Source organism: Sphingomonas sp., from assembly GCF_965200135.1.
Classification (GTDB): domain Bacteria; phylum Pseudomonadota; class Alphaproteobacteria; order Sphingomonadales; family Sphingomonadaceae; genus Sphingomonas.
In genome coordinates this window covers 491,876-513,561 of record NZ_CBDATK010000007.1, presented here as the reverse complement: position 1 = coordinate 513,561, position 21,686 = coordinate 491,876, and the positions used below count along the sequence as shown (strand labels likewise).

The window sequence follows — 21,686 nt, the reverse complement described above, 5'->3', positions numbered from 1 at the left end:
TGATCGAGCTGAGCCACGCGCTACACACTCAGCGAGAAGGCGAGCACCGACTCCGCTTTGCTGCCACGCTGGTCGGATTGAGGTGCGTGGCCTGCGGTTCGGTGGGTTGGTCAAGCGCCTCTATCTCGATTCCCCGATCCTCCTCGCTACCGACTACAGCCTCGTCCTCGCCGACACGGCAATTATGGGCTCGAGCCCTTACAAGGCGTAGTACATCGACCAGCTATCGCGCGTCGCAAGACGGTGCGGCTGCGCGATCTAATTGTAACGAGTTCGCAAATCACCTGGTGTCTGCATCAAGATATGAACTGGGCTGGAAAGAAGTCACGATGATCACCTGCATCGTCATCATTGCTGGGTCGTTTCCATTGGCGAGGCGTTGAAAAACGAAGCGGCCGACGTGTTTCCCAAACGTCACGCCAACCGATCGGAGATCATCGTGAGCACTTCCCCCCAAGTTCCTGACACATCGTCCGACGACCAGGTTGCCAAGCTTGCTGGGCTCATCGCCGACACGCGGGTTTGCATGTTCACGACGATGGCCGACGACGGCCAAATGATGAGCCGGCCGATGGCGGTGCAGGAGGTCGAGTTCGATGGCGACCTGTGGTTCTTCACCAAGCAAGGTGGCCGCAAGGTCGATCAGATCGGCCACACGCCGCGCGTTAACGTCGCCCTTTCGTCCAGAAGCTCGTGGGTGTCAGTTACCGGCGAGGCGGAGGTTGTACGTGACGTCGAGAAGGCCAAGCAGCTGTGGAATGCCGGCATAGAGGCCTGGTTTCCGGACGGCCCAGAAGATCCCGAGATCGTCCTGATCAAGGTGCACGCCGACGGCGCCGAGTACTGGGACAGCCCGGGTGCGGGGGTCGTGTCCGTGCTTTCATTCGTCAAGGCAAAGGTAACGGGCAATCCCTACCACATCGAGGACGTGAAGGTTGATCTTTGAGGCTGGGCGGCGCTTAGGCGCCGCGAGATGATCCCCGCGAGCCACCCCGGCGCGGCAGGCGTGAAGGCGTCGGCTGAAGTGGCCGGCGGCCTGTCGCGGCTCGCGGCCGGAGCGATCGTGATGCCGTGCTTGGCGCTAGCGCGCTGATCGGGCGTCGCAATGCCCCCAACTCCACGCATCCGCGGACCAGGCACTGGTATCAAGGGCTCGACAAACCCACGTACACACCGCCCGATGCGGCATTCGGGGCGATGTGGCCGGTGCTCGAGACCGGTCTGGCGGTCGGTGGCTACCGCTTGCTACGGCTACCATCAGGCGTTCGTCGCGATCTGGCGGTGGGGCTATGGCTGCTCAACACCGCCATGGTCGGCGGCTAGACCGAGCTGTTCTTCCAAGAGCACCGCCTCGGCGCAAGCGCGGCGACCTCCGGCGCGTTGGTCGCGACCAGTGCGGGCTATGTCGTTGCGGCAGCAAGGGTCGATCGGACGGCGGCGGCAACGGCGGTGCCGTTCGTTGCCTGGCTCGGCTTCGCGACGCTGCTCGCCGAGCAAATCTGGCGGCGCAATGCCGGGGCCAGTCCCGCATGACCGTCCTGACGGTCTGGCACGACGGCGCGTGCCCGCTGTGCCGGCGTGAGATCGCGCTGATGCGGCGGCTCGACCGGCGTGGCGAGATCGAGTTCGTCGACGTGGCCGCGTTATACGCCGTCTGCCCCGCGGACCGGGCGGCGTTGCTGGCCCGGTTTCATGCGCGCGAGGATGGCACGATGCTGTCGGGCGCGGCCGCCTTTGCGGCGACGTGACGGGCGATACCGGTCCTGCGGCCGATCGGTCTGGCGGCCCGCAGCGGCCTCGTCCTCGCCGCCCTGGAACGCGCTTACCGGCTGTTCCTCCGGGCACGTCCGGCGTTGCAGGCGGTTGTCCACAAGCTGGAATGGTCGAAGTGACAATCGTCCCCGATCCGGTTGATCCGAGCCAGGAGAGCGTGTCGCGATTTCGCCGCACGGAGCAATCGCCACTTGCGCATTGAGTATTGAAGGCGGTCAGTCGCTAATACCTTCGCCAGCCTCCGCTCGCTCAAAATGAACGACCGCCCAGTGTCGACTCGTTGCGACTGTCAAGTGATCCTACTCTCATAGAGCTAGCGTGAACTAACGACCGCCACTGGGAGCCTCATTGGTGCTCCTGAACGTTCACGTTTGGGTCTACTGATCCTCCTGACGAGCGCGGTCGCGCCCGCTATTAAGCTTCCGCAATCATGGCAATTGACACTTTCATCCCGGGGATCCGGACGGGCATCTTCGCACCCTGCCGTGCAGGTGGGTCAGCATCGAACCATTTAAGCCATTCTTCGTTAGCGCCGGCAAAATCCTCCTCGTCAGCGATGATGAACATAGCACTGACGGCTTGACTGAGGCTGCTGCCCGCTTCGGCAAGGATCGCGCTGATGTTCGTCAAGCACTGCGCAACCTGGTCCTGAACCGATCCCTCAATGATCTTGCCCGTGCCTGGATCGATTGGCGCAGTGCCCGACACGAACACCAGCCCTGCGGCTTTCACGGCCTGGCTGTAGGCCGGTGGGGCAGCGGGCGCAGCAGCGGTGACGATGATGGTCCGAGACATGCGTCCTCCGGGTCTGCAGGATCGACACCCCGGATGAAGCGCAGTGCACACGCTTCGATCAAGAGGCGCCTAGCGTATTGCTCAAACAGGATGAACAGGCGCCGGTTTATATGAGCGTCGAAGCCGACCAACGAAGCACGATATGCCCTTTATCGATACTCAGAATACATGGCATCGTCTTGAGACTGAGACACTAAGGCATTGGGGATGAGCTTGGAAACGACGGCGTCGGCGCAAGTGCGCGCTCGGATCGCGCTCGCGGCAGCGATCGCGCTGGGAGCCCTGTGGATTGGTGCAGCATTCGTGCCGTCCGTCATCTGGGCCGGCGTGGTGACCGTGGCGGTTGAGCCGCTACGCCGGCGCATACTCGCTCGCTGGCCCGGCCGCAGAACGCTTGCTGCAAGCCTGATCACGCTGGCGGTGGTGCTGATCGTCGTCGTGCCAGCAGTCATCGCCCTCTCCCGGGCCATGATTGAAGCCCAGGGAGTAGCCCTATGGCTGGCGCACGCTCGAGCTGATGGCGTTCCGGTGCCTGCGTGGGTCGCGACGCTGCCGATCGGCTCGGCGGAGATTGTTGCATGGTGGAACACCCATCTTCTTACCGCCGCAGCCGCGTCCGAGCAGTTCGGTCGCATCGACATGGATACGCTCCTCAAGCAATCGCAGCTGCTTACTCACAACGTCATCCGGCGCGTCGTCGTCTTCGCCTTTACGATCGTCGTGCTCTTCTTCCTCATTCGCGATCGAGAAACCGTCGCTCATCAGCTGGAACGTGGTGCGAGACGAGCTTTCGGTGAAGCTGGCCCTCGTCTCGGTCGACAGATCGCCGCGTCGGTCCGGGGGACGGTCGACGGTCTGGTCCTGCTCGGCTTGGCGCAGGGCATCATCATGGCGGTAATCTACGCGTCAGCCGGAGTGCCTCACCCGATCTTGATGGGATTGCTGTCCGGTCTCGCATCAGTGGTGCCGTTCGGACTTATTGCCGTGCTGCTGATCGCGGTGCTGCTGCTGATCATAAAAGGGAGTGTGACCGCAGCGATCGTGGTCGGTATTCTGGGCTTTGCGATCAACTTCGTGATCGACCATTTCCTCCGCCCAGGCCTGATCGGCGGGGCAACCCGCCTGCCATTCGTTTGGGTCTTGATCGGCATCGTCGGTGGCGTCGAAACGATCGGGCTGCTGGGTCTCTTTGTCGGGCCTGCGGTGATGGCAGCGTTGGTTCTGATCTGGCGCGAGTGGATTGCTGACGGCGACATCGGCGAGCCCAGCGGGTTACCCGAGCGGGTCTCCGTTACCAGCCAGAGCTAACCTGAGGTTCAAGCGCCGTCTCGCGCAGCACGTACACGGAGGCGTCAAACAGCGGAGTGCCATTAGCGAGCCGGCAAATTCAAGATGAACGAACGTCGGCTTGCAAGGGCCAGCCTAAAAGCTCTGAACGGCCGCAAGTGGGTCCAGTCCGCAGCGCTAGACCCTAAAAATCGACGCCGTTGATCGATGCCGTGACGGCTGTCAGACCAGCTGCCATGCACGCCGCGAAGCTCCCGCTCGATCTGCAGCCCGGCGCACGAACGATCGCAGGCGGATGGGCAGTCGTGGCGCTGGCCTATGCGCCGGCAGTATGGATGATTGGCGCCGCGCAGGGCCAGGGCAGTTCACCGATTGCGACGATCAGCGCAATGGTCCTCTTCTTCCTGCCATGGGCGATAGCCACACCGCCATTGTTGCGGCTGAGTGCCCGCTTGCCGCTCGGTATCGGGCGCACACGACGCTCGCTGATGCTGCTCGCCGTGGTGGGGGCTGTCGCAGTCCCGACGATCACGGCCATAGGCCTGGCGTTCGAGTGGATGTTGGAGTGGGTGTCCGGCCCGCGGCATGCCATGTCCCTGTCGCGCCTGGCAGCCGGCGTGGCGATCACGTCTTTCTTCTCGGTTCCAGTGTACGGCGCTGTCATCGGCATCGGACAGACGCTGATCTGGGTGGAACGTACGCGCCAGCGGGAGCGGATGCTGGCCCGTGCCCGGCTCGATACGTTGCGCGCGCAGATCAATCCTCATTTCCTGTTCAACGCTTTAAGCGCGATCAGCGAGCTGGCGCACCGCGATGCGGCAACGGCGCAGCTTGCGATCAGCCGCCTCGCCGATGTTCTGCGCACGACGCTCGCCAGCGATGCGGCGGCTGCCACGCTGGCGGAGGAAGTAGCGCTGACCAAGGACCACATCGAACTTCACCGTCTGCTGCTGCCGGGCCCGCTTGACGTGCGGCTGACGATCTCGCCGGAAGCGTGGGTGGCGCAGGTGCCAGCGCTCATTCTCCAGCCGCTTGTCGAGAATGCCTTCGTTCATGCCCTCTCCCGACTGACGGAAGGGGCGTGGCTGACGATCACCGCCAATGTCTGGGATGGGCATTTGGCGATCGAGGTGGCCAATGCGATCTCCCCCACCGACGCCCCGTCGCGCGGGCTCGGGTCAGGCGTCACAAGCGTGCGTGAGCGCGTGGCCGCATGGAGTGGGGGAGGAGGCGAATTGACGACGGACCAGCGACCCGACCGGTTCGTCGCGCGCATTAGCCTGCCGCTTCTATCAGAAGATGCGGCATCATGATCCGGACCTTGCTCGTCGAGGATGCGCCGCTGGCCAGATCGGCACTGCGCCGGCTGCTGGCGGTCCATGACGACATTAGCGTGATCGGGGAGGCCGCCACTCTCGCTGACGGGCTGGCCCAGGCAAACACGCTTCAGCCCGACCTTGCCTTTCTCGACATTGAACTGCCCGACGGCACGGGGCTGATGCTGGCCGAGCAGCTTGGACCGTCGCGACCCGCGCTGATCTTCCTGACGGCCTTTCCGGAGCACGCGCTGCCTGCGTTCGGAGTCGAGGCGCTCGACTATCTGCTCAAGCCGGCGACCGAGACAGACGTCGCTCGGGCTCTCGATCGCGTTCGGCGATTGTCGGCTCGCAATGTAGTGGACATAGCCCAACCAACCCATCTCGAGATCCGCGACGGCACTCGCATCAGCTTCGTCGCTCTGGATGCGATCGACCGCGTCGATGCTGCCGGGCACTATCTCTGCGTTCATGCGGGCGATGAAGTGCATCTGCTGCGAACACCGATCACGGAGCTCATCGGCCGGCTTGGGCCGGCCTTCGTTCGCGTCCATCGCTCCGCCGTGGTGCGGGTCGATCAGATTGTGGCCATCAATGGGCGCCGGAACGGTGATGGCGATGTTCTCCTCGCCAGCGGGGCCGCGATGCCGGTCAGCCGCACCTATCGTGCGGTTTTGGAAGAACGATTGGGTGCAATCAGCAGGTAGCGGCACGGCTCGTGCCATGGGTCGCACGGTCCAGGCCACCGGTGTTGCCGACGTCAGCCCGGGCGGCTTCGTATTGCCCCGTCATCACGGAGGCAGGCATGAAGTTGAGGAGTCTTTCCATTTTTCTGACGGCGTTGGTCACCGCCACGCCGGCACTGGCGCGCGACGGCAACGTGCTGATCCACGGCGCGCGTGTGTTCGACGGCACCCGCATGCTGGGCGTGCGCGATGTGCTGGTGACGGACGGGCGTATCGCGGCGATGGCGCGTCGGCTGAGGGCGCCAGCGGGGATCGAGACGGTAGAGGCGAAGGGACGCGTGCTGATCCCCGGCCTCATCGATGGGCACGTCCATGTCTTTCCCGGCGCGCAGGCGGACGCGTTGCGGTTTGGGGTGACCACCGTGTTTGACATGTACTCTATCGCCGACCGGCCAACGATCGATCGCTGGCGGGCGCAGCGCGCATCGGTCGGCAAGGTCGCGGAAGCGGACACCTATACGGCAGGGGTCGGTGCGACGCCGCCAGGCGGTCACCCGATGGAGCTTTTCAAGGATATGCCCGCCGGCATGGCCATGCCGCCGACCCTGGCGCCAGGTGACGATGCCGACGCCTTCATGAGAGCCAGGGTCGCGGCGGGATCCGACTATATCAAGGTGCTGCAGGACGACGGCACCCGGCCTGGCCGTTCAGCGAGCCTGCCCGCGTTTACGCCGAAGCGCTTCGTGGCGGCCCTGACCGCCGCGAAGGCGACCGGTAAGCGGGTGGTGGTGCACATTCAGCAGCTAGCCGACGCGAGGATCGCGGTCTCCAACGGCGCCGATGCGCTGGAACATGCCGTATGCGACGCGCCGGTCGACGATGCGCTAATCGCGGCGATGAAGGCCAGGGGCGTGGCGCAGACCGCGACGCTGGCGACCTATGCCGGGTTGGCAGGCGCAGATGATGCTCGTCGGCTTGCGGCCGACCCTGCCATCGCACCGTATCTGACGGCGCGACAGAAGGGCATGCTAGGGCTCGTCTGGAAGCGGCAGAGGTCGGCGGACTTCGCCATGGCATCTGCCAACACCGGCCGGCTAGCCCGGGCCGGAGTGACGATCATCGCCGGAACCGATACTCCCAACCCGACCACGGCGTTTGGTGCGTCGCTCCATCTTGAGTTGGCGCTGCTGGTTCGAGCCGGCTTAACGCCCATGCAGGCCCTCGCATCGGCGACATCGGCACCAGCGACGTTCTTTGGTACAGCGGATCGCGGCCGGATCGCTCCCGGCTCCAAGGCCGACATGTTGCTGCTTGACGGCGATCCGACGCGAGACATCACCGCTACCCGCCGCATCGTTACGATATGGAAGAACGGCTACATAGTCGATCGGACGCCTCGCTAATCTGAACGAGCGGCCGATGTTGAGAGCCGGCATAACCTCCATGAGCGGCTACTCATGGGTCAATCCGGCCACGGTAGGCGCTAGCTATCGCTTGGTGCGAGGGATGCCGATGAAGTCGCGCTTGCCGAGCGTTACGCCCTGAGCTCGCAAGATCGCGTACGCCGTCGTGGCATGAAAGTAGAAGTTGGGCTGAGAAAACGAGAGCAGGAAGTTGGCGCCGGTAAACGGCAGCTTAGCCTCTCCAAAGGCGAAGTGCGTGTCCGATTCGGTCAGCGCGTCAACCGTGTCACGATCGAGTAAGGAGAGTTCGGCGTTCGCGCGCTGGAGGACCGCTTGCAAACCGGCGAAATCTCTTGGCCAGGCGCTCATGTCGGGCGAGAAGCTACCGGCGCGTGCACCTTCGATGCCGCCGATCGAGTGCACGGCGCATGACTTAATCTGATAACCGAGCGGGAGCATGTCCGGGGCGAGCCGCGCGTCAATCAGCTCCGCGTGCGGCATCCCGCGGTCCTGGCAGAAAACTTCTGCCTTCTTGAGCACGTTGGCGAGAGCACTCAGGATCTGGAGATTTGATGGGACAACGGCATCGTAAAGTGAAAAGGACATTTTGCTGCTCCAGCTGCTTGCGATCCTATGCAGGTTCTCGGGCGAGTTTGCCAACATCCAGCACGCTGCTTGTGTCCGGCTAGCTGAACGAATGGCCGCTGTCGGGAAGCGTCAAAGGTTCGCTGGAAGGCAGCTTCTGAGTCTTCACGTCTGGGCGACTTACCCTGACGCACGACCGTGGTGCTGGGCTCGGCGGCGATGGGTTCACCCTTTTCCCGAGCGCAATGGCGAATGGCTATGGTCGGGTGTAGGGTCGAACCATGCCGTACCTCTTCCTGCTGACACTGCCGGTCATCGTGCTCCTCTTTATCGCTTCGCAGACTTTTGGGGTGAACCAAGAGTACCAGCGGGCCGTCCTGTTCAGACTGGGCCGCCTGGGCGCTACCAAGGGGCCCGGCTGGTATTGGCTGATCCCACTGATCGACCGTGTTGTGAAGGTCGATATCCGGACGGTCACCGTCCAACTGGAGACGCAGGAGACCATCACTCGTGACGGAGTTGCCGTCCGAGTGAATGCCGTGCTTTGGTATCGAGCGGCCGATCCGGCGCGCGTGGTGACGTCCGTCGAGCGGTTCGAAGCTGCGGTGGTCCAGGCAGCAGAGACGGGGATGCGCGACGCGATTGGCCAGAGTGATCTCGATCAGATGCTCAAGGATCGGATCGGGATCAACAAGCGCCTGCTCGACTTGCTTTCGGCTGCGGCGGGTCGTTGGGGCATCGAGGTCGATGCTGTCGAGATCAAGGATGTGGACATCCCAGAGCAGATGCAGCGAGCAATCGCCCGTGAGGCGGAAGCGATACGCGAGAAGCGCGCCCGGATCATCAAGGCAGAGGGTGAGAATGAGGCTGCTCAGAAACTCGCTGAAGCGGCGACAATGATCGGCAGCGCGCCGGGAGCGTTGGAGCTGCGACGGCTGCAAACGCTGACTGAGATCGGTGTGGAGCACAACAGTACGATCATCGCGATGCTGCCGGTTGAGCTGCTTCATGCAGCTCAAAAGATCGCCGGTCTTCCTGTTATTCCCGACGACTGAGCGTGGCTGTGACCCGGTAGGGCTCTACCGGGGCAATTACATTAAAGACGATCCTCTTGGCTCGTAGGGCTTCACCTGGACGACGGTGCCGTGGACCGGCGCGTCAGTGCCCAATTCGATTCCGCTGGTCTCGGGTGACCAGCGACGATGCCCGGCAAAGGTCGGATCTGAACGAATGGCCGAACTTGAGCAGCCGAAAAGCAAGGGTGGACGACGGCACGTGGGTCACTATGGAATTGGCCAGTCGGCTGCCCGTCGCGAATGGCCGACGAGGGCGGCACATGATCCCCCAGAACTAGTTCGTGCTCAACCGGTCGCTGTTGCTACTCGAAGCACAAGCCAGCAGACTGTTGCCATGCATTGGCCGTACCTGATTCATCAGACTTACAATCGGCGCCTAAACGTGCACGACGCGTTCGGCGGCCAGCGTCAAAGCGGCATCGTCACGCCAAAGGACGTGCCCGCCATATTTATTTTACCGGGTACGGAGGTGGCGCCATCGGCTATCAGGATGCCTTCCAGGGGGATGGGTCTTTCCGTTATACCGGGCAGGGCCAAGTCGGCGACATGGTTATGGCTTCTGGCAATTCCGCAATCCGTGATCATTCTCTCGCTGGAAAAGACTTGTTGCTTTTCGAGCAGCTTGGGAAGGGCGGAGCGATCCGCTTTCTTGGGCTTTTCGCTTGTGCTGGGTGGGAGGTAGAGCGTCAGCCTGATGTCACTGGCGCGGAGCGAGATGCGATCGTCTTCAGTCTGGTGCCCCTTAGGGAGACCGAGCTTGAGGCTGATGGCTTGGTTGTCGAGCCCGAGCCGGAGGTAGATCTCGTCACTCTGCGCACACGTGCAATTATAGCAGCTGCCCCTGCTCAGACTAAGCAAGCGGCCTCTGCTGCAACAATGTACGTCCGGAGCCGTGATGTGCGGGATTACGTGCTCGCGCGGGCTGGCGGCGTCTGCGAGGGGTGCGCAGGCCCTGCTCCCTTCGCTACCGCTTCAGGGCGGCCATATCTTGAGGCACATCACATTCGGCGTTTAAGCGACGGGGGACCCGACGACCCCAGGCACGTCGCGGGTATTTGCCCAAATTGCCATCGCCGTGCCCACTACGCGTCGGATCGCTCTGCGTTCAACGCAGTACTGCAGAGGAAAGTGAACGAGCGAGAGGCTAACCTGGAGAATTGATCGCTGCGTAGTGCCAGCAATCTGTGCACCCAGGGCATTAAAACGGCTAAAGCGCTGCACTGTTACTGTTTTTCCAGCGTTGTCTACTACTGAACGAGTATATACGCAAAGACGCTAGGATAAAACTTGAGTCCATCTTTAAAGTAACAAAGTGATTATTTGGAAGAAGCTAAAGTCTGGATGCTTTATTGGTGAATACAATGCTGTCCCTCTCATCACCAGTCGTCTGAGCTGATCTAAGTAACTACAACTAACGGTGTAGACCATGAGACTATTGAATTACATAGAGTGGGTGATCGATAGCGAAAGATGGAAACGCTACGTTGCGGTACGTGATATCGGACGCGATGCACTTGAAAAGCTCTCTGATCTATCCATTCGACCACTGAGAGATATACCCTACGATCGATCAGAGGACGCGGAATTGTTTTTCGAACGGCGCGCACTCGAGCGAGAGTTTGCGGCCCGGATAGCCGATTCCGTTTTCAAGAATGAGTGCTCTGTAAAGGGTATCGCTGAAGAGACTGGTTTATCGGAAGAGTTAGACTTCCACACTTTGCAGAGCGCATCAGTGTATTTTGAGACTGGCGAGATGGATATTGGGCCTCGCCGTCTGCGGGATATTCAAGTATTTGTTGGTCCTATTGTTGAACCTCCTGAATTGCTTTCATCTGACGAGGAAAGGCGTAGGGTAGAAGATCAAGTGAGGGCTTGGTTGGCACATCGCCTCAAACAGAGGGGGGTGGCGTTAAGCGAGTCGAAGACCTTTGCACTTGCGAGGAGTGATATTCAGAGCCGCTCTCTCAACAAGCATATCTTTCGAGAGATCTGGAGGGAACTCGGTTACCCACATCCGCTAAAGCTAAGCGGGCGGCCGCCCCGTGTATATCCCTCTGGCCGCTAGCCGCATCGCAGAATGCAGACGCCGACGCCTTTTTCCACTCTCTTTCTCCACCTTCTGATTCGACATGTCGCTCTCCGTCACTTTTGACGGGAGAAGACAGATGAAGAAGTTTTTGAATCAGAACGAGCTGGCTGAGCGGCTGGGGATCGCCGACCGGACTTTGGAAGCATGGCGTTGGAAGGGTGTCGGCCCCGCGTTTCACCGGATCGGGGGCAGCGTCCGTTACTCGATCGACGATATTGAGGCCTACGAGCGTTTGGTGCGAAACTAAGCCATGGGCAGTTTTCGCATAGTCGATTGGGCTCGCGACCAGCAGACCGGATGCACTGGTGCTGACAATCTGCTTTGGCGCCTTGGCGGCCTGTGCAATCGCACGGGGCGCTGCACCATGACAGACAAGGGCATTGGGAAGCGTTTTAATCTTGGCGAGCGCACTGTCACGCGACACCTTTCCCATCTTCGCAAGAACGGTAAGATCAAGGTGCACTTCGAGTTTGGTCGCCGGGTCATAACTTTCATCGTCACCGCCGCCAGCCAGACCGGGCTGACCCCAGCGCCAGATCGGCCGAAAGGTGCCCGCCAGATTGGCGGACAGAATCCAGTAAAGGGAATCCAAGAGAGGGATCGTGCCGAATATCTGCGGATTGCCAACTCGACTAACAACGCAGAAAAGTTCCGCGTACTGGCGATGTTAGGGCAGCCGCACGTAGCCAAGAGCGTGTGAAGGTTCGCAGTAATCGCAATGCTGTAAGTCTGGCATAGTACATAGAGAAGGGCGGGGCGCTGAGCGTCCCGCTCCTTGCTATATCGGAACTCTAGGGCCGCAGCGTGCGAAGCGCGCGCTCTCAGCACTTGGCGTCGTCGCGGCGTCGATCGACCGCTAGCAGCCTTCGACGCTATTGTGTTCACGCTAGAGCGGTTTTCGGCCGATCTGAATCGTTGAGGATTCACACGGCACGGGTTTTCTGATTCAGCCTTCCTGCTGGCGAAGGAGGCTGGCGGTGATGGGTCGAGCTTTGTCGCGTGATCTGCGGGATCGTGTGGTTGCCGCTGTAGATGGTGGGCTGTCGTGCCGGGCTGCGGCTGAGCGGTTCGGGGTGAGCGCAGCGAGCGCGATCCGGTGGCGGCAGCTGACGATGCAGCATGGCACACCTGCCGCCAAGCCGCAGGGCGGTGACCGCCGGTCTGCGAAGATCGAGGATCATGCAGCCCTCATCCATGCCGCCATCGAGCGGCAGTCCGACATCACGCTGGACGAGTTGCGCGCGATGCTGGCCCGGCACGGCGTGAGCACCAGCATCGCCACGTTGTGGCGGTTCTTCGCCCGCCACAGGATCACGCGCAAAAAAAGACCGGTCACGCGACCGAGCAGGATCGTCCCGACGTCCTGAAGCGCCGCGAGGAGTGGTTCGACGGTCAGCTCGATCTCGACCCCGACAAGCTGGTCTTCATCGACGAGACCTGGGCGTCCACCAACATGGCACGGCGCCATGGTCGCTGCCGGAGGGGCCAGCGCCTGCGCGCCGGCATCCCGTTTGGCCACTGGAAGACCACGACCTTCGTCGCCGGCCTGCGCCGCACCGGCATGGTCGCGCCATGGGTGCTCGACGGACCGATGAACGCCGATGCGTTCCTCACCTACGTCACCCGCGTCCTCGTGCCCGAGCTCGGACGCGGCGACGTGGTCGTGATGGACAACCTATCGAGCCACAAGGCGCCGGCAGTACGTGCCGCTATCGAAAGCGTTGGCGCCACGCTCCTGTTCCTCCCGCCCTACAGCCCCGACTTCAACCCGATCGAGCAGGCCTTCTCCAAGCTGAAGGCCCACCTCCGCAAAGCCGCCGAGCGCACCATCCACGGCCTCTGGAATGCCATCGGCCGCATCCTCGACCTCTACTCGCCCCAGGAATGCACCAACTACTTCGCCGCATGTGGCTACGATGCAGACTGATCGAAAACCGCTCTAGGCTCAGGACTCATTGGTCATAGCCAGAAGATGATGGTGGCAGCGAGGGCGATGGCGGAGAAGAAGACCGTTGGGCATCGGTCGTAGCGGGTGGCGACGCGGCGCCAGTCTTTGAGGCGGCCGAACATGATCTCGATGCGGCTGCGGCGCCGGTAGCGCCGCTTGTCGTACCTGACCGGCTCGTTGCGCGATCTCCGACCTGGGATGCAGGGCTGGATGCCCTTGGCTTCCAAGGCATCCCTGAACCAGTCGGCATCATAGCCGCGGTCACCAAGCAGCCACTGCGCCTTTGGCAGATCGTCGAGCAGGGCTGCCGCGCCGGTGTAGTCGCTGACCTGCCCGGCGGTCATGAAGAAGCTCAAGGGCCGCCCGTTTGCATCGCTGACGGCGTGCAGCTTGGTGTTCATGCCGCCTTTTGTGCGGCCGATCAGCCGCCCAAGACCCCCTTTTTAACCCGCAGGCTCGATGCCGTGCGGTGCGCCTTCAGGTAGGTCGCGTCGATCATGACCGTCTTCGGCACGGCCTCCGCTGCCGCGAGACCCTCCATCATGCGGAGGAAGACGCCCCGTTCACCCCAGCGCTTCCAGCGATTGTAGAGCGTCTTGTGCGGACCATATGCGCTTGGTGCGTCACACCAGCGCAACCCGTTGCGATTGACGAAGACGATGCCACTCAGCACCCGCCGGTCATCGACCCGCGGCCTGCCGTGGCTCTTGGGAAAGTACGGCTGCAGGCGCGCCATCTGCTCATCCGTGAGCCAGTACAGGTCGCTCATCCACGGTCTCCTCGCGGAGCATGAATCAGATCGCGACGCTCACATCAATGGGTCCTGACCCTAGCTCTCAGAACAATCGATCATCATAGTGAAGCCACAACGTCCGCGGACCGCGCGACATCAATACATGGCGAGATCGCCGAAGCGATCACCTGGCAGCGTGGCCAGGCATCCCCGTCACGCATCAGCAAAGGTCAACGCAAGCTTGGGGGTGGGGGGCTGTATAACTCTGGGAGGTCAGGTCGGACACCGGCGTTGGGGATTTTTTTATGCAAATCCGTAATTTCACCGGGGGGTAGCTGGCCGGAGAACAAACCTGAAGGTCGCTCGTCTCGTCAGAAGCGGCGGTCGGCGTCTTTAGACTGTATCGTGTGGAAGCCCGCAATCTGCCGCTATCTTACCCACGAGCGCGCTCGTTGAAAGATCTGGACGAGGGCGGCGGTGCAAACCTGCAGTTTATTGCAGCGCAGGCTGCAGCCGGTTGGTCCCATGATGATAAAGGGACCGGAGGGCGTCAGGTGGCGTTGGGCAGCTGGATGACCAGGTCGCCCGGCATGCTCAACCCAAACACGTCGCAGGCGGTGCGCAGGATCGATATCTTCTGCTGGTTGGAGACGTTCAGTCCGACCAGCCAGCCGGGCGCGAACTCTTCGGCCCGTGCCAGGTCAGGACGGCTGGGGTATATTTCGGCAGTCGTGCGGGCGACGTGGTTTCGGCTCCGGCCCTGCACTGCTTGCGCCAGCGCTTCGAGTTTGGACGGATCGCGAGCGGCAAAGGCAGCTAGGATGTTGACCAGGGCCTCATTAGCGTTGCCGGCAGACTGGGACTTCCCGAAGAGTTGATAGTGCAATCCGCGGGCGGGGGCGGGGGCTGGGTCGTCAGTAGCTAAAGCCAGAACGGTAGCCGGTCGCGCGGTAGCAACGGCGATCGGCACAACGCGTCTTTCAGTGGTTGAGGCTGCAGGGACGTCGGAGCGCAAACTTCGAAGGAAATCGAGCACGTCCAGCACCGCGGGTTTGTGGCCGCTTTCCGCTTCGGCTCGATCGGAGATCAGCTCGATTAGCAGGTCTTCGGGGCCAGCAAGCAGCTGCTGCCACGCTAGTGGGATAGTAGCAGCGGCCGTCCTGCGGCCGGCGACGTCGCGGTGGTCGTGCTGGGCTGCTTCGAACGCAGCGCCGTTCAGTACGCGTTCGCGAGCAAGGTAGCGGGTGAGGACACGGGCGCACTCGGTCGGATCGCGGTCGTCCAGCTGAAGCCGATACACGCGTCGGTCATTGTAGCTGCCCTGTCCGGAAGGCAGATAGAAACTCCACTCGCGTCCGTCGGTCAGGATGCAGAGCGGCACGCCTTCATGGAACGCGTATTCGAACAGCTGACGGTCGCCATCAAGCGCGCGGCCGACCCCCTTCACCTCGATGAACACGGCTGGCCTACGGCCTGCTCCGAGCAGAGCAAGATCCACGCGGCGCTTTCCGACGGTGTACTCGGGCACAAGCTGCTGGGGGTCGGCGGTGTCCCAGCCGATTTGGGCGAGGATTGGATTGACCACGCCGGTCGTGATGGCGGCCTCATTAACGTAGGCGCCGCTTTCCAGCCGCGCGCGTATCTGGCTGATCAGCGACAGTAACCGCGGGGCAGGGGAGCCGTCGCGCTCGCCGTCATTGGCGATAGCACCGAGCCTGACTGTCATGTCCCGCTTCTCCTGTCGCCCTATGTACCTCTCGGAGCGACGGCCGAAGCCGGATGTTGGTAACCCTGGCACTGCACAGAGCGCATGCGCCTTTACCGGCAAGCCGGCTGGACATGCGCGCATGCCACCCGGCCGAATACGACCGAGTTGCAGCAGTCAGGGGTTACCACGCCCCACTTCCTCTCTCGAGCAAGCGGTGCCGTGGTAGGACTCCAGCGCATAGGCTGTCTGGAGTCTGTGTCGGAGGTTGTTTCCTTGGTCTGGGATGTCTCGTGCCAGCGGGGCAAGCCGCGGCAGGGCAGTCACTCATCGACCTGGCGCTTCGCTCGTTTCCATGTCCCATGCTTTTTGCACGAGACGGCATGTAGTGTCAGCGGCGGCACCTACTGCTTGGGGCCAGCGCGTCGCGGACCTGTCGCACGCGCCCTTGCTTCTGCCGAGGCGCTCCGACATCTTCCGCCGACAGGAGCAACCCACGATGCGAACGACATTGCTGTTTGGAGCAGCGTTAGCTTGTGCGTCGCTGCCGGCCGGGCTGTTAGCGCAGCATGCGCCTACTGCGTCGGAGCGAGCACTCGCACATCGGCCTGTTGCAGGTAGGGCTGGTCCCTATGCGCACGCCACTGTCGTGCTGCGACGAACAAGTGACCTGCCGGACGGCGGCTTCGTGGGCACCCTCATCATACCGGGCGGCACGCTGCCGCTAGCTGGCCCTGATGAACCGACCGACCTTTTCCTGTTAGACGTGACCGCCGTGCTGTTTACGCCGTTGCAACGCGGCGGCCGCAACGGCGTGGTCGTGCTTTACAACAGCAGCCAGATAGGGCCTGGACATGGCACGGATCGCCGAGCGCTGGCGTACCGCGTCACAGCTGGTGCGGCGCGGCGGGTTCCCGCCGTCGAGCGGCGGTTGGAAGGAGCTGCGACCGCGGCGGTGGTTCGCCGGCGCCTGCAAGGAGGCGCACGATGACAATTCAGTATCCTGATGTCCTGAGCGCGTTGAAGCTCAATAGCGGTCCGCAGATGCGGCGCATCATTGAGTCGCTGAACATACCCGAACAGGTGGAGGTCGGCACCTTTATCGGGCCGCAGCGGTTGGAAGCCGTCGCCCGCCATGCCGACTGGTCGGGCGAGGCCGCGGCGGAAAACTCCAAAATAACTACCGCGAACTTGGCTGAGGTCAGCCGCCAAGCGTTTAATAATCCACTCAACGATTTAGCGGACGACGTCGTCAAGATGATCAACGACTGGCGCAAACAGGCCATTAAGACCTCGCTGGTGCAGCTTGCTCAACGCCGCAGGACCGGACCGTTATTGACCATGGACGCGGATTGCCACGCTCTGTTGCCTGTCCCAGCCGGTGTACCTGCGGCCCTGACCGACGTTGACTATGCCGCGGCGGCGCAACGCAACAATCTAGAGGTCGCTGCGATCAAGGCAGTCGCAACAGTCGAAAGTGGCGGTCGTAAAGGCTTCGATGATCTGGGGCGTCCGAAGATCCTGTTCGAGGCCCACCACTTCGGACCGCTCACCAAGAACCGCTTCAACCAGACTCATCCCCATCTCGCCTGCAGAGATGGTGACACCACGACCGCTGCTCGATTTTATAGCTGGAACCAGTATGAGCGCTTGTACGAGGCCATGGTCCTCGACATTGACGCGGCACTCAGCGCAGCTTCGTGGGGCAAGTTCCAGGTGCTTGGCAGCAATCATAATGGCTGGCCCGACGTCCGGTCTTTCGTGGCCGCTATGTACGTGTCTGAGGTCAACCAGCTGAAGGCATTCGAAGCATTTTGCAGCGACAACGGTCTGACCGGGAAGGCACGGCGCCATGACTGGCTCGGCTTTGCTCTCGGATACAACGGGCCGAAGCAGAAGGGGTATGATGCAAAGATGGGTGCAGCTTTTAAGGCGGCAGGCGGTCGTTGACAGGCGAGGGTGAGAAACGTCGCGAGGGGCTTGATGGGCTAGTTGGTTGGCGCAAAATTGTAGCTGCTACCGTCGTCCTGTCCGGCATTTGCGTACAGCCGACGTATGCTGCTCAAGACGGTGGTAGTGGACAGTCGCAATACTATGTCGAGATCAAAGATCCTTCAATTTTGGTCGGTCGCTATCACTTCCAGGAGGAAGAACTCGCGATCGATGTCGATCTGAACGGCGATCACACCGCTCTCTACACCGTGTCGGCCGATGGAGGCCAAGGCGGTATCCGAGCAGAGGGGCTTTGGCGCGTCGACGGCGAAGACATCCACATCTACAATGATCCGCGGCCAGGCCGGCTAGATCGAGCTGAGCCCTCGACCATCGATCCCGGGGTCACCCTCGCAGTGGTCGCGACGCAGCCCGATGGTTCACCGGCCGAGGGTCTGGCACTCACGTGGAGGGGGGCCACAGGCCCGTCATCAATGAGCGCCGGGCGATATACAGCCGCCACCAACGAGAGACAGATCAGCGGGACGGTGTCCATCCTGCGGCTGTCAGACGGTAAGAAGCTCGCAAGCTTCACTGCTGGTCCGGGACTGCCCAACAGGCATCGTTTTATCTACCGCCAGATCCCGTCCGACCCGTTCGACATCAAGGCGGCGGCGCTGGACGCCCGTGCCGAGATGATCATGGTAGAGGCGGGCTCTGCCGGGGCTCCGCTCCACCGAGTGCGCGACTAGATCGCGCACAACGAAAGCGCAAAATCCGGACCTAGTCGGGCTGAGGGTGTGACTTGAACCAGATGCGGACGCCGCCGCCTGGCCATGCAACGTCGTTAGCATCTTTCCTCAAGCCGCGCTTAGAAGCGAGGCGTTGCGCCTGGCGACCCGCTCGCGGCCTGCACCCGTACCTTCGAAGGCGCGGCCTAGTGGCCGCCCTCGACCCATGGGACGCCCGCAGTTCGGAAAGCATCCGCCAGCGCCTCTTCAAGCTCTAACGACTCCCATCGTGCCAGCGGGTTCAGGTGGTCGAACAATTCGGGCAGCAGATAGAGACCGAACCGGCGGACCGCACCGCTCGCGCGGTAGCCTGCTTTATGCTGGTCCAGGCGCCAGTCCGGGTCGCGTACGGACTGCCCGACATAAAGCCCCCATGGCTGAGCGCGGCGTTTGTCGTGAAGGAGGACAACATAGACGGAGTGACGCGCGGAACGGTCCCCGCGAGTAACGGCACGAAAGGCGCGAGCCGTTCTAACGGCGACTGGCATCCATTCTGGTGCAACGATCATCCTGTTAGGCGGTCAGTGTCGCGTCCAAGTTGGAAATCGCTAGCGTAGAAGCAACGGTGTCTAACCCCAATTTTCGTCCTCTCCTAGAAATTGGCGAGAACTGTGCTGCTGCTCAGTAGCTTTCCCCCACCCGCCGCGTAAGCCACTCACCCTCAGACTCCGGATCACCTTAAGCGCGACGGCTCGAAACCGCAGCCGCGACGGGTCGCGCGGCCAATGCGTTAATTGGACCAGCACCGCTTTACCGCGGGCGACGCAGTAGAAGATCGTGTTGATCTGCTCAGCTCCCGGCGCGACCTCAGAAGCAGTGTCGACTTCCTCCACTACCGGACAGTCACGGGCGGCCCTGCCTAGTCGCAAGCTCCTGCGGGCGATCAGCCGATCGTCACCAAGTCCCCCCCGGATCGTGGACTCCAAATCGCCGCCAGTCTGCCAGCCCTCGACCGGCATCGCCAGGATCATGGCCTGGTGTCGAGCAATGACGACACCCTCCTCGCCCGGACCCGGGCTAAGCAACAGCAGACGATTGTCCGATAAGCCGACACGGCGCCACCCAGCCGGAACGGCGAGGATTAACCCCGCGCCTGTCGCTACTGTTTGTGTGGGCGGGGCGCTTGCTGGCGCGGTGCCACACAGAAGTCCCAAGGCCGGGAGGCAAACCGAAAGAATGCTGAAACGCGTCATTGAGCACCGCCACCTTTGTCCGGAAAGCCAAGCGCGTTCACATCCGCCCCTTGCTCCCGCATAAAGGTGCCGAGGTTGCGCAGCCCTTCCGAGCAATCGCCATGACAGAATTTTGCGTAAAATAGCGTCGTACTGGTCAGGTCGTAGACACTGCGCGGTTTGGTAAGCCCCTTTGCCACGGAGGTCATGCCGGTAAGCCACGAGACGAACGGCGACTTGCCACCATTATAACGCCAGTTCCATGCGTTATTGGCACCGGACGTGACGTTTCTGCCGAACCCAGTCTCCGCGCCGGCGATGGCCACCAAGAGCCTGGGGTCGACATCGAACTGACGTCCGACCGTCATGAAATTACTCCCCTCCGCGTTCATCGGCGAGCCCTGCCCGTCAGATTCGCGTTGATTGATGAGCCGCTCAGCCCTGGAGCTTTTCCGTGTTGTTTTGGCACGTCGACCCCCCTGTTATTCCGCGCAATGGTCTGTGACAGCGGCAGTTCCGTGGCGTCTAAGCGGAGCCCATTCGGCGATAGTTGGCTACCGTTAATCACTGCTCGCAACTGTTTCGTTAACGCGCTTTTCACGATCTGAGCAATTTCTTTGATCGAGGGGACTCGATCGCGCTTTTCTACCGGCAGACCGGGAACATACGGGTCATCCAGATCCTGCTCGCCACTCGAAGCTCGACAGCACCGTGCGCTACCCTGGCGTCGACATAGAGGACTCCCTCGCGCTGGCAGAAGGCATAGACCTGTAGCGCTTCCTCGTTTGTCTCGATCGCCAATCGTCGTTGGGCCATTGGCTTGACAAGCTCTGGCTTAGCAGACCCGATCTTACGCTGGGAAATCAGCCGTGCGCCGTGCGTTGATCGAGCATGATCATTCAGCTTGTCACTCCCGCCGCCGCGACCTCGCTCGTTGCAGTCGCCTCTGCGACCACGATCGCTGCGATGAAGCATCATCGGCGCGTGCTCCTCGTCGCCGCCCCTTCCGCCGCCGATCCCCGTCTGGCCCGGCAGCGACAACAGCTGAACGACTGGCGGGAAGGCGCCGCCGAGCGCGACCTTACGTTGGTGGAGGTGGTCGGCGACCACGTCGAAGGCGCCGCCGAGCCGGCGTCGGCACTGCGCCGCAATTGGCGGCTGCCCGCGCGCGACTTCCAAGTGGTGCTGATCGGCAAGGACGGCAACGCGGCCTTGCGCCGCGCCGAGCCGCTCTCCGCCGACACAATCCGCGAGACGATCGACGCCATGCCGATGCGCCGCGCCGGACTGCGCTAACGGGGCGGCGGATGTTCGCTGATGGTGGAAAGCGGACTTAGGCGGGGCGAATGCCATGCAAGACGATCGTGCCGTGCCGAAATAGGCCGGTCACCTCGACTGACAGTCCTACCAGGTGCTCGAAGCGTTGCTGGTCGCCCTCGATGCTCCAGCGCTGCCCAGCTGTAGTCCGGACGAAGAACCATCCGAAATGCCGCTCCAGCACGCCTCGTTCTGTCCTCTGACCTGACGGCATATCCGATCGTGCCACGCGGTCTGCCTGTCCGCTAATGGTGGAAAGCGGACTTGAGGGCTGCGGCTGCGATCGTATGGTCGGCGTGTGGAGAATGGTCCTGATCGTGCCGCCTTCTGGGCGGACTTCATCCTGACGCGGTGCGAGTATCCCGCGCCAGCCACCCTTCGGGAGCAGCTTGCAAACGCCACCTTTGATGAGTTCTGCCCGTGCGGGTGTAACAGCTTCGGCGTGCAAAATCGCGGGGGAGCGCGACCACTGGTGCCGCCCAAGGGCGAGGTTCTGCCCCGTCGTCATGGTGCCATTTTCGAAGCAGATTTTCGCCTGGCCGATGGCAAGACCATCGAGATCATCATCTTCGCCAACGATGAAGGCAATCTGGACTACATCGAAGTCGATTGTAACGCGAACAGCGAACCCGTCCCGAAGGAGGTAGCTGCGCCGGATCGTCCTTTCCACATCCAGGCGTCCACCAGCCTCAACATGGACACGTGAATGTCCGCTTTTGGTGGTTAGCCGACATTTGGTTAGTCAATCGGAGAGCCGCCGTGGGCGACCACGCCTGATGTCGCGGGCTGCTCCGTGGGGAAGCCGGGTTTCAAACCGCCGAAGTTGCTGCCGAGCATCTTCATCCCCGGCGTTCGCTGCGAGACGTAGCCAATGCCGGTAACCGCGTAAGTTGCGGCGGTTGAAGCTGGACATCGCAAGGTTGTACGCGCCCGTTGGATCGCCTTGCCGCAACGCTCGGTAACCTAAGCCCGCCGCAGAAAATGGATCGGCGGCTGATAAGCCGTCCTCGCCGATGCGGCGACCAAGCTCTGTCATCGCGGATGGATAGCGGCGAAGAGCCAGATGCCACAGCAACCC

The 21,686-nt window shown here is 62.1% G+C and carries 23 protein-coding genes and 2 pseudogenes; 18 read left to right on the top strand and 7 right to left on the bottom strand.

What is annotated here, in order from left to right; all coding sequences use genetic code 11:
• Positions 1–379 precede the first annotated feature (379 nt).
• From ACOFKS_RS10705 to ACOFKS_RS10695, 3 genes and pseudogenes are all read left to right on the top strand, one after another.
• Complete coding sequence (locus tag ACOFKS_RS10705) at positions 380–946, top strand: pyridoxamine 5'-phosphate oxidase family protein (protein ID WP_419809216.1); 567 nt, start codon at positions 380–382, stop codon at positions 944–946.
• A gap of 125 nt (positions 947–1,071) precedes the next feature.
• Positions 1,072–1,533, top strand: a pseudogene (locus tag ACOFKS_RS10700) (TspO/MBR family protein).
• Positions 1,530–1,892, top strand: a pseudogene (locus tag ACOFKS_RS10695) (DCC1-like thiol-disulfide oxidoreductase family protein). Before ACOFKS_RS10700 ends, ACOFKS_RS10695 begins: the two co-directional pseudogenes overlap by 4 nt.
• Before the next feature lie 295 nt (positions 1,893–2,187).
• On the opposite strand, the gene ACOFKS_RS10690 reads toward ACOFKS_RS10695, so the two are convergent.
• The gene (locus tag ACOFKS_RS10690) at positions 2,188–2,568 is read right to left on the bottom strand and encodes a RidA family protein (RefSeq protein WP_419809215.1); all 381 of its coding nucleotides are present in this window, start codon (positions 2,566–2,568) and stop codon (positions 2,188–2,190) included.
• Between the two features lie 207 nt (positions 2,569–2,775).
• Between ACOFKS_RS10690 and ACOFKS_RS10685 the strand changes: the two genes are divergently transcribed.
• The 4 genes from ACOFKS_RS10685 to ACOFKS_RS10670 all read left to right on the top strand — a co-directional run bounded on the left by ACOFKS_RS10685 (position 2,776) and on the right by ACOFKS_RS10670 (position 7,260).
• On the top strand, positions 2,776–3,876 hold the full coding sequence (locus tag ACOFKS_RS10685; RefSeq protein WP_419809214.1) for an AI-2E family transporter: 1,101 nt from the start codon (positions 2,776–2,778) through the stop codon (positions 3,874–3,876).
• A 179-nt stretch (positions 3,877–4,055) separates the two neighbouring features.
• Positions 4,056–5,168: a sensor histidine kinase gene (locus tag ACOFKS_RS10680; RefSeq protein ID WP_419809213.1), complete on the top strand. Its 1,113-nt coding sequence runs from the start codon at positions 4,056–4,058 to the stop codon at positions 5,166–5,168.
• Positions 5,165–5,878 (top strand): LytR/AlgR family response regulator transcription factor, encoded by a 714-nt coding sequence (locus ACOFKS_RS10675; RefSeq protein ID WP_419809212.1) that lies wholly within the window; start codon positions 5,165–5,167, stop codon positions 5,876–5,878. The genes ACOFKS_RS10680 and ACOFKS_RS10675 overlap by 4 nt, the downstream gene beginning before the upstream one ends.
• A gap of 98 nt (positions 5,879–5,976) precedes the next feature.
• Positions 5,977–7,260, top strand: a complete 1,284-nt coding sequence (locus tag ACOFKS_RS10670; protein WP_419809211.1) for an amidohydrolase family protein — start codon at positions 5,977–5,979, stop codon at positions 7,258–7,260.
• A gap of 84 nt (positions 7,261–7,344) precedes the next feature.
• On the opposite strand, the gene ACOFKS_RS10665 is transcribed toward ACOFKS_RS10670, so the two are convergent.
• Entirely contained in the window at positions 7,345–7,866 is a 522-nt protein-coding gene (locus ACOFKS_RS10665) for a DUF1993 domain-containing protein (RefSeq protein ID WP_419809210.1), read from the bottom strand.
• A gap of 260 nt (positions 7,867–8,126) precedes the next feature.
• Between ACOFKS_RS10665 and ACOFKS_RS10660 the strand changes: the two genes are divergently transcribed.
• Entirely contained in the window at positions 8,127–8,900 is a 774-nt protein-coding gene (locus tag ACOFKS_RS10660; protein ID WP_419809209.1) for a slipin family protein, read from the top strand.
• Between the two features lie 429 nt (positions 8,901–9,329).
• On the opposite strand, the gene ACOFKS_RS10655 is transcribed toward ACOFKS_RS10660, so the two are convergent.
• Entirely contained in the window at positions 9,330–9,779 is a 450-nt protein-coding gene (locus ACOFKS_RS10655; protein WP_419809299.1) for a hypothetical protein, read from the bottom strand.
• Between the two features lie 18 nt (positions 9,780–9,797).
• Between ACOFKS_RS10655 and ACOFKS_RS10650 the strand changes: the two genes are divergently transcribed.
• The 5 genes from ACOFKS_RS10650 (at position 9,798) to ACOFKS_RS10630 (ending at position 12,937) form a co-directional block, all read left to right on the top strand.
• The gene (locus ACOFKS_RS10650) at positions 9,798–10,082 is read left to right on the top strand and encodes an HNH endonuclease (RefSeq protein ID WP_419809296.1); all 285 of its coding nucleotides are present in this window, start codon (positions 9,798–9,800) and stop codon (positions 10,080–10,082) included.
• A 292-nt stretch (positions 10,083–10,374) separates the two neighbouring features.
• On the top strand, positions 10,375–10,986 hold the full coding sequence (locus tag ACOFKS_RS10645; RefSeq protein WP_419809208.1) for a hypothetical protein: 612 nt from the start codon (positions 10,375–10,377) through the stop codon (positions 10,984–10,986).
• Between the two features lie 100 nt (positions 10,987–11,086).
• Entirely contained in the window at positions 11,087–11,257 is a 171-nt protein-coding gene (locus tag ACOFKS_RS10640; RefSeq protein ID WP_419809207.1) for a helix-turn-helix transcriptional regulator, read from the top strand.
• Between the two features lie 117 nt (positions 11,258–11,374).
• Positions 11,375–11,710, top strand: coding sequence for a hypothetical protein (locus tag ACOFKS_RS10635; protein WP_419809206.1), 336 nt, complete (start codon positions 11,375–11,377; stop codon positions 11,708–11,710).
• Positions 11,711–11,990: 280 nt separating this feature from the next.
• Positions 11,991–12,937 (top strand): IS630 family transposase gene (locus ACOFKS_RS10630; RefSeq protein ID WP_419808598.1). Its coding sequence is split into 2 segments (ribosomal slippage): positions 11,991–12,327 and positions 12,327–12,937, totalling 948 coding nucleotides; the frame shifts between segments, so codons are not numbered across the junction.
• A 32-nt stretch (positions 12,938–12,969) separates the two neighbouring features.
• Here the strand turns inward: ACOFKS_RS10630 and ACOFKS_RS10625 are convergent.
• Both ACOFKS_RS10625 and ACOFKS_RS10620 read right to left on the bottom strand, forming a co-directional pair.
• Positions 12,970–13,727, bottom strand: a protein-coding gene (locus ACOFKS_RS10625; protein ID WP_419809205.1) for an IS5 family transposase whose coding sequence is annotated in 2 segments (ribosomal slippage) — positions 12,970–13,403 and positions 13,403–13,727 — 759 coding nt in all. Because the reading frame shifts where the segments join, the coding sequence is not laid out codon by codon here.
• A gap of 514 nt (positions 13,728–14,241) precedes the next feature.
• On the bottom strand, positions 14,242–15,417 hold the full coding sequence (locus ACOFKS_RS10620; RefSeq protein WP_419809204.1) for a hypothetical protein: 1,176 nt from the start codon (positions 15,415–15,417) through the stop codon (positions 14,242–14,244).
• A gap of 667 nt (positions 15,418–16,084) precedes the next feature.
• On the opposite strand from ACOFKS_RS10620, the gene ACOFKS_RS10615 reads away from it, so the two are divergent.
• Genes ACOFKS_RS10615 through ACOFKS_RS10605 form a run of 3 tightly spaced genes read left to right on the top strand, consistent with a single transcriptional unit; the run spans position 16,085 to position 18,080 of the window.
• Positions 16,085–16,387 carry a hypothetical protein gene (locus ACOFKS_RS10615; protein WP_419809203.1) on the top strand — a complete coding sequence of 101 codons (303 nt, stop codon included), beginning with the start codon at positions 16,085–16,087 and terminating at the stop codon, positions 16,385–16,387.
• The gene (locus ACOFKS_RS10610) at positions 16,384–17,346 is read left to right on the top strand and encodes an N-acetylmuramidase family protein (protein ID WP_419809202.1); all 963 of its coding nucleotides are present in this window, start codon (positions 16,384–16,386) and stop codon (positions 17,344–17,346) included. Before ACOFKS_RS10615 ends, ACOFKS_RS10610 begins: the two co-directional genes overlap by 4 nt.
• Complete coding sequence (locus ACOFKS_RS10605; RefSeq protein WP_419809201.1) at positions 17,343–18,080, top strand: hypothetical protein; 738 nt, start codon at positions 17,343–17,345, stop codon at positions 18,078–18,080. Before ACOFKS_RS10610 ends, ACOFKS_RS10605 begins: the two co-directional genes overlap by 4 nt.
• A 1,228-nt stretch (positions 18,081–19,308) precedes the next feature.
• Here the strand turns inward: ACOFKS_RS10605 and ACOFKS_RS10600 are convergent.
• Positions 19,309–19,659, bottom strand: coding sequence for a hypothetical protein (locus tag ACOFKS_RS10600; RefSeq protein WP_419809200.1), 351 nt, complete (start codon positions 19,657–19,659; stop codon positions 19,309–19,311).
• 523 nt (positions 19,660–20,182) lie between these two features.
• On the opposite strand from ACOFKS_RS10600, the gene ACOFKS_RS10595 reads away from it, so the two are divergent.
• Both ACOFKS_RS10595 and ACOFKS_RS10590 read left to right on the top strand, forming a co-directional pair.
• On the top strand, positions 20,183–20,587 hold the full coding sequence (locus ACOFKS_RS10595; RefSeq protein WP_419809199.1) for a DUF4174 domain-containing protein: 405 nt from the start codon (positions 20,183–20,185) through the stop codon (positions 20,585–20,587).
• A gap of 319 nt (positions 20,588–20,906) precedes the next feature.
• On the top strand, positions 20,907–21,314 hold the full coding sequence (locus ACOFKS_RS10590; RefSeq protein WP_419809198.1) for a hypothetical protein: 408 nt from the start codon (positions 20,907–20,909) through the stop codon (positions 21,312–21,314).
• A gap of 36 nt (positions 21,315–21,350) precedes the next feature.
• Here the strand turns inward: ACOFKS_RS10590 and ACOFKS_RS10585 are convergent, their stop codons facing one another.
• The gene (locus tag ACOFKS_RS10585) at positions 21,351–21,644 is read right to left on the bottom strand and encodes a hypothetical protein (protein WP_419809197.1); all 294 of its coding nucleotides are present in this window, start codon (positions 21,642–21,644) and stop codon (positions 21,351–21,353) included.
• Positions 21,645–21,686: the final 42 nt, after the last annotated feature.

Excerpts from the sequence above, each read along its gene's own strand:
- ACOFKS_RS10690 (WP_419809215.1), bottom strand. The coding sequence starts at position 2,568 with ATGTCTCGGACCATCATCGTCACCGCTGCTGCGCCCGCTGCCCCACCG.
- ACOFKS_RS10685 (WP_419809214.1), top strand. The coding sequence starts at position 2,776 with ATGAGCTTGGAAACGACGGCGTCGGCGCAAGTGCGCGCTCGGATCGCG.
- ACOFKS_RS10675 (WP_419809212.1), top strand. The coding sequence starts at position 5,165 with ATGATCCGGACCTTGCTCGTCGAGGATGCGCCGCTGGCCAGATCGGCA.
- ACOFKS_RS10670 (WP_419809211.1), top strand. The coding sequence starts at position 5,977 with ATGAAGTTGAGGAGTCTTTCCATTTTTCTGACGGCGTTGGTCACCGCC.
- ACOFKS_RS10665 (WP_419809210.1), bottom strand. The coding sequence starts at position 7,866 with ATGTCCTTTTCACTTTACGATGCCGTTGTCCCATCAAATCTCCAGATC.
- ACOFKS_RS10660 (WP_419809209.1), top strand. The coding sequence starts at position 8,127 with ATGCCGTACCTCTTCCTGCTGACACTGCCGGTCATCGTGCTCCTCTTT.
- ACOFKS_RS10650 (WP_419809296.1), top strand. The coding sequence starts at position 9,798 with ATGTACGTCCGGAGCCGTGATGTGCGGGATTACGTGCTCGCGCGGGCT.
- ACOFKS_RS10640 (WP_419809207.1), top strand. The coding sequence starts at position 11,087 with ATGAAGAAGTTTTTGAATCAGAACGAGCTGGCTGAGCGGCTGGGGATC.
- ACOFKS_RS10635 (WP_419809206.1), top strand. The coding sequence starts at position 11,375 with ATGACAGACAAGGGCATTGGGAAGCGTTTTAATCTTGGCGAGCGCACT.
- ACOFKS_RS10620 (WP_419809204.1), bottom strand. The coding sequence starts at position 15,417 with ATGACAGTCAGGCTCGGTGCTATCGCCAATGACGGCGAGCGCGACGGC.
- ACOFKS_RS10610 (WP_419809202.1), top strand. The coding sequence starts at position 16,384 with ATGACAATTCAGTATCCTGATGTCCTGAGCGCGTTGAAGCTCAATAGC.
- ACOFKS_RS10600 (WP_419809200.1), bottom strand. The coding sequence starts at position 19,659 with ATGACGGTCGGACGTCAGTTCGATGTCGACCCCAGGCTCTTGGTGGCC.
- ACOFKS_RS10595 (WP_419809199.1), top strand. The coding sequence starts at position 20,183 with ATGATCATTCAGCTTGTCACTCCCGCCGCCGCGACCTCGCTCGTTGCA.
- ACOFKS_RS10585 (WP_419809197.1), bottom strand. The coding sequence starts at position 21,644 with ATGACAGAGCTTGGTCGCCGCATCGGCGAGGACGGCTTATCAGCCGCC.